1 protein-coding gene is annotated in these 1,247 nt (G+C 41.9%); it reads right to left on the reverse strand.

Going from position 1 to position 1,247, the window contains the following annotated elements:
- Window positions 1-62: 62 nt before the first annotated feature.
- Window positions 63-1,247: an elongation factor Tu gene (tuf, locus tag CJF42_RS26090; protein ID WP_095369386.1), complete on the reverse strand. Its 1,185-nt coding sequence runs from the start codon at window positions 1,245-1,247 to the stop codon at window positions 63-65.

The following is a 1,247-nucleotide window of genomic DNA, read 5'->3' on the forward strand; positions in this document are numbered from 1 at the left end:
AAGGCCACCTAAGTGACCTTTTTCTAACAATTTTACTCGTGACTTATATCACAAAAAAATTATTATTTGATGATGTTAGCAACAACACCAGCACCAACAGTACGGCCACCTTCACGGATAGCGAAGCGTAAACCTTCATCCATCGCGATTGGACAGATAAGTTCAACAACCATTTTAACGTTGTCGCCTGGCATTACCATTTCTACGCCTTCTGGTAATTGAACATCTCCAGTTACGTCAGTTGTACGGAAGTAAAACTGTGGACGGTAACCTTTGAAGAATGGAGTATGACGACCACCTTCATCTTTGCTTAATACGTAAACTTCAGACTCAAACTGAGTATGAGGATTGATTGTACCTGGAGCAGCTAGTACTTGACCACGTTCAACATCTTCACGTTTAGTACCACGTAGTAATGCACCAATGTTCTCACCAGCACGACCTTCGTCTAGAAGCTTACGGAACATCTCAACACCAGTACAGGTAGAAACTGTAGTTTCTTTGATACCAACGATTTCTACTGAATCATTCACGTTAATGATACCAGCTTCAACACGACCTGTTACAACTGTACCACGTCCTTGAATTGAGAAAACATCTTCGATAGGCATAATGAAAGGCTTATCAATATCACGCTCTGGCTCTGGAATGTAAGTATCTAGTGCTTCTGCAAGCTCAACGATCTTATCTTCCCACTGCTTTTCGCCTTCAAGAGCTTTAAGAGCTGAACCCGCAATTAGTGGTAAATCATCACCTGGGAATTCATATTCTGAAAGAAGTTCACGCACTTCCATTTCTACTAGTTCAAGTAGCTCTTCATCATCAACCATGTCACATTTGTTCATGAAAACAATGATGTAAGGAACACCAACCTGACGAGAAAGTAGGATATGCTCACGTGTTTGTGGCATAGGACCGTCAGTTGCAGCAACTACTAAGATAGCACCATCCATTTGAGCAGCACCAGTGATCATGTTTTTAACATAATCGGCGTGACCAGGACAATCTACGTGTGCGTAGTGACGTGATGGAGTATCGTATTCAACGTGAGAAGTTGAGATTGTGATACCACGTTCTCTTTCTTCTGGCGCATTATCGATTGCTGCGAAATCTTTAGCTTCACCACCGTATACTTTTGCAAGTACGTTTGTGATTGCTGCTGTTAGAGTTGTTTTACCGTGATCTACGTGGCCAATTGTACCAACGTTAACATGCGGTTTTACGCGTTCAAACTTTTCTTTTGCCAT

Origin of the sequence: Pseudoalteromonas sp. NBT06-2 (genome assembly GCF_002276045.1) — a bacterium.
Lineage (GTDB): Bacteria > Pseudomonadota > Gammaproteobacteria > Enterobacterales > Alteromonadaceae > Pseudoalteromonas.